Consider the following 3,613-nt stretch of genomic DNA (forward strand, 5'->3'; position numbering starts at 1 on the left):
CACGTCGATTGCGCGCAGGTCCAAACAAGGGAGACCTCCTATGGGCGCCGCCGAATCATGCGCGCATCCTGCAGGTGCTCCACAATCCACGCTACGCCGGCGCCTTCGTCTATGGTCGCACGCGCACACGGTACAGGCCCTGTCAGGATTAGGTGCAATATGAAGCAATCTTCTTCGCGCGGCTTGCGCGGCCGCGCCAGCAAAGACGGCGGTGCCGCAATGCGCGGCCATCTCCGCACAGGCGCGATTGATCTGCGGATCGTAGAGGCACGCCTTGATGACCGCGACCTTGGTGTTCGATGCACCACGTGCCGGCCATCTGCATAGCGGCATCTTTGCTGCCCAGATCGGCGATCGCGTCGCTGAACCAGGGCCGAGCCGAAGGGAATTCGCAAGGGCGGAAGGCTGCAGTGAAGCCGCTCAGATTACGCAGGCAAGTGTGGACATACCGCCGGACGCTGCGCAGGCCTATAAGAGCGAGGATTGCGCAAAATAAGCGCCTCAGTTCGCGCGGGACGGATAGCTCGCAATCTTGCGAGTGAGCTGCCAAAGCTCGACCCTGTTGGTCTCGGCTAATTGCTGTGCTCGCTGTTTAGCCGCTTCCTCATCAGCGCAAATCAGCCTTACGCAGTGCACTATATGGCCGTCGGGCTCGAACAAGTAGACCATGAACTCCTCGATCGAAGGGCTTCCAGTCACGCGCGGGCCGTGACTTTGAAGGTTGTTGCTTGGTCCGATGGCGCTGCGTGCATGTCTTTGGTGGAGGTCGTCATCGCTCATGCTTATTTGATCGCGACACCGGCCGGCGTATTGCCCAGTTGCAAAGTTCCTGCATGGGCATCTCTCGGATCTTATTCCCCGCCGGTTGCGTTCGACGATAGCTAGAATCAATTCTTCGGTGGCGATCAGTGCCAGCTCCATTTTTTCCTCAACAATGGTCGACGTATCTTGACCGATACTGTCGAGGTGGTTCAGGGCCATCGCTTTGAAACTATGGGCTAGCCGCTCCTCGGTATCGTCGCGTGCATAGGCTATAATAGTATCCAGGTGGGCGACGGTTTCAGCCCGTTGCTCGGTCGATTTTGGTCCGTCAAGCAACGTTATCGCTCGAATAAAGGACTCCTCAATAGGGATCATATCAGGTTTCCTTTGACTGTGATTGGAAGCAGTGATTCCAGCTCGCACCGTTGGTGCAGATTCAGCGGATTGAAAGGCGGGGAACTTCAAGCGGCTTGCCCCTTCTCTTTAAGAAGTACCAGGCAGAGGGTATCTGTAGATTTCTTCGAATTTTCCGTCGACGACGTGCCCCACAGCCCATTCCGTGAACAACACCGCGTCATCTAAAGCCACCTTTTCGGCTTTGCCCGTATCGATGTTGAAGTATTCACGGTGATGCCGATCTTGTTCTCCTTTTGAGTAGCGTATGGGGCGGAGTGCTTGCCATCTACGACGACCGTCCATTCGTCATTGTGGAGTGTGATGATGTGTTGAATACGCGCCATAAGGTCCTTCTCCCCAGGTTCCGGAAGCGCGTGTCCACGCCGGGAGGGATTTGCAACCTGACGCGGTCGCCTCATCTACCGGATTGGGTAAGGGGCCGAGCTGGCCCCTTGCAGTACACATTTCTGTAGCAGGCTGAGCGCTAGATGATGGACCTGAAGCGCGCCCGAGATCTGGTACCCCGCGCGCGTGAACATTCGCGTAGAACCGTCGACCGGCAGCGAAGTTGAGCTTTTGGTCGACAGTTGCGATCGCGAGCGCGCGCATCCAGTGGACAGTCGCCGGCAGCGCGAAGCGCGCGTCTGGCACGTCGCGCGGCGCTTCGATCAGGGTGCCGTAGCTCTGCATTCGCGAGTAGAGGGATGCGGTTTTCGGATCAGCGGCCATGACGCGTTCGTCTCAAGTATTCCTTAGTCGGCCCCAGTTTCTGCGCAAACAGGAGCACGCGCCTATCAATGATTTTCGAATCTGCTCCTGCATTGTTTCAAATACTCTGTCGAATTATATCCTCGGAGAGACCCGCGAGGCACCTACCAGGTTCGGTTGGTTACGCAGACTAGCCGTGGCTAGTCGAGGACGCCGATCCAGGTCAGCACGAGTTAGGTATCACTTCGCAGCAGTCGTCTGAGGAAGCTCAGTGAGCGTCAACGAATCGCGCCTCGTTCGGCGCTCGAGGTATCCGACGGCTCTTATGCGATTGCCCAATTTCGACAAATGCTCCGCTTCCATGGCATTAAAGGAAGGGGCGTCCATCGTGAACGTAACTTCCGTTCCGCGCACCGATTGATAAACGACGGTATATCGCTTGTCGTTTGTCTGGATGATGCGGCCGTGATCGGTGACGGGACGAGCCTCGATCAGTGAAGTGGACCTGTGCTGAGGACCACTGGGTCCGGTTTTTTAAGTGGAGCTGCTGCCGTTCGTTCTTGCCAATAGGTTTACGCTACTCTTACTTGCTGCTGTGGCTGTGGGGATGTGGGCAACGTGCAGCGTTGTCCAAGCTTCTCGCTTGCGAGAAGCTTCATATTCACAGCCTCTTCGCCGAATGCGCCGGTGACACCGGCCCGCCAGACCGCCATCGGCGCGCGGTTTGCCAGCGCCTGATGGGGGCGCTGGAAATTGTACAACAAGGCTCAAGAACGCCCACAGGATCGTTCTTCGCGAGGTTCTTTATCGCCATCATCCCTGGTTTGGTCGCCGAGTTTGCGTTCTGGCGCATCCAGAGCCTCTCACGACCAGAATCGGGGAGAGACTCATGTCACGGCAGACGGCAGTGCCAGGGAGCGTATACCGACACAATCGACGACCGCGGCCGCAGCAGCAGATGGATCTGTTCGGGAGTGGCCTGTCGAACGGCGCCATCGGCGCGCCCACATGGCTAGATCTGCCCGCAGAAGAGCGGGCAGCGCTCACGAGCCTGATGACGCAGTTGGTCCTCGACCATGCAGCGATGACAGCGACGCCGCCCGCGAAGGAGGTCGATCATGATCTCTGACAAGGTCAGGCCTCATCATCTGGAGCGCAAGCCGATTCTTTACGTGCGTCAGTCTTCGGCCCATCAGGTGTTGCACAATCGCGAGAGCAGCGCGCTCCAATACGCCATGCGAGACCGGCTGACGGCACTCGGGTGGTCAGAGATCGAAGTGATCGATGATGATCTCGTGGCGGAAGCGCGTTTGCCTGCCGGCAAGACGCTCGCCACGTTCGACTTCGAAAGCGTGACGATGCTGTCAAAGGCACAGGTGATGGCGCTCGCCGCCGGCGACGTCTGGTTGAAGACCGGCGCCAACCTGCTGCTGTTCGGTCCACCCGGCGGAGGCAAGACTCATCTCGGCGCCGCGATCGGCCTGGCTCTCGTCGAGGATGGGTGGCGCGTTCTCTTCGCACGCACCACCGATCTGGTGCAGCGGCTGCAGGTAGCGCGGCGCGAACTGGCGCTGGAGTCGGCGATCGCCAACCGCTACGACCTCCTGATCCTCGACGACATCACATATGTGAGCAAGGATCAGGCGGAGACCAGTGTGCTGTTCGAGCTAATCGCCTCCCGCTACGAGCGACGCTCGCTGCTGATCACGGCCAATCAGCCATTCGGCGAATGGGGGCGCATCTTCCC

Annotated in this window: 4 protein-coding genes; 3 read left to right on the forward strand and 1 reads right to left on the reverse strand. The window is 58.6% G+C overall.

Annotated features, from left to right (window positions below):
• Nucleotides 1–274 precede the first annotated feature (274 nt).
• Nucleotides 275–496, forward strand: coding sequence for a hypothetical protein (locus XF30_RS37960; protein WP_158284319.1), 222 nt, complete (start codon nt 275–277; stop codon nt 494–496).
• A 5-nt stretch (nt 497–501) separates the two neighbouring features.
• Here XF30_RS37960 and XF30_RS00380 read toward each other — a convergent pair whose 3' ends face one another.
• Entirely contained in the window at nt 502–1,137 is a 636-nt protein-coding gene (locus tag XF30_RS00380) for a hypothetical protein (protein WP_109141611.1), read from the reverse strand.
• A gap of 1,687 nt (nt 1,138–2,824) precedes the next feature.
• On the opposite strand from XF30_RS00380, the gene XF30_RS00385 reads away from it, so the two are divergent.
• A complete protein-coding gene (locus tag XF30_RS00385; RefSeq protein ID WP_204524487.1) occupies nt 2,825–2,995 on the forward strand; it encodes a hypothetical protein in 171 nt (56 codons plus the stop codon).
• Nucleotides 2,985–3,613: ATP-binding protein (locus tag XF30_RS00390; protein WP_283811122.1), on the forward strand; the 629-nt coding region annotated here is incomplete at its 3' end. The genes XF30_RS00385 and XF30_RS00390, both read left to right, overlap by 11 nt.

Source organism: Bradyrhizobium sp. SUTN9-2, assembly GCF_003122645.1.
Taxonomy (GTDB): Bacteria; Pseudomonadota; Alphaproteobacteria; order Rhizobiales; family Xanthobacteraceae; genus Bradyrhizobium; species Bradyrhizobium yuanmingense.

Coding starts and splice junctions, on each gene's coding strand:
- XF30_RS00380 (WP_109141611.1), bottom strand. CDS start 1,137: ATGATCCCTATTGAGGAGTCCTTTATTCGAGCGATAACGTTGCTTGAC.
- XF30_RS00385 (WP_204524487.1), top strand. CDS start 2,825: ATGGATCTGTTCGGGAGTGGCCTGTCGAACGGCGCCATCGGCGCGCCC.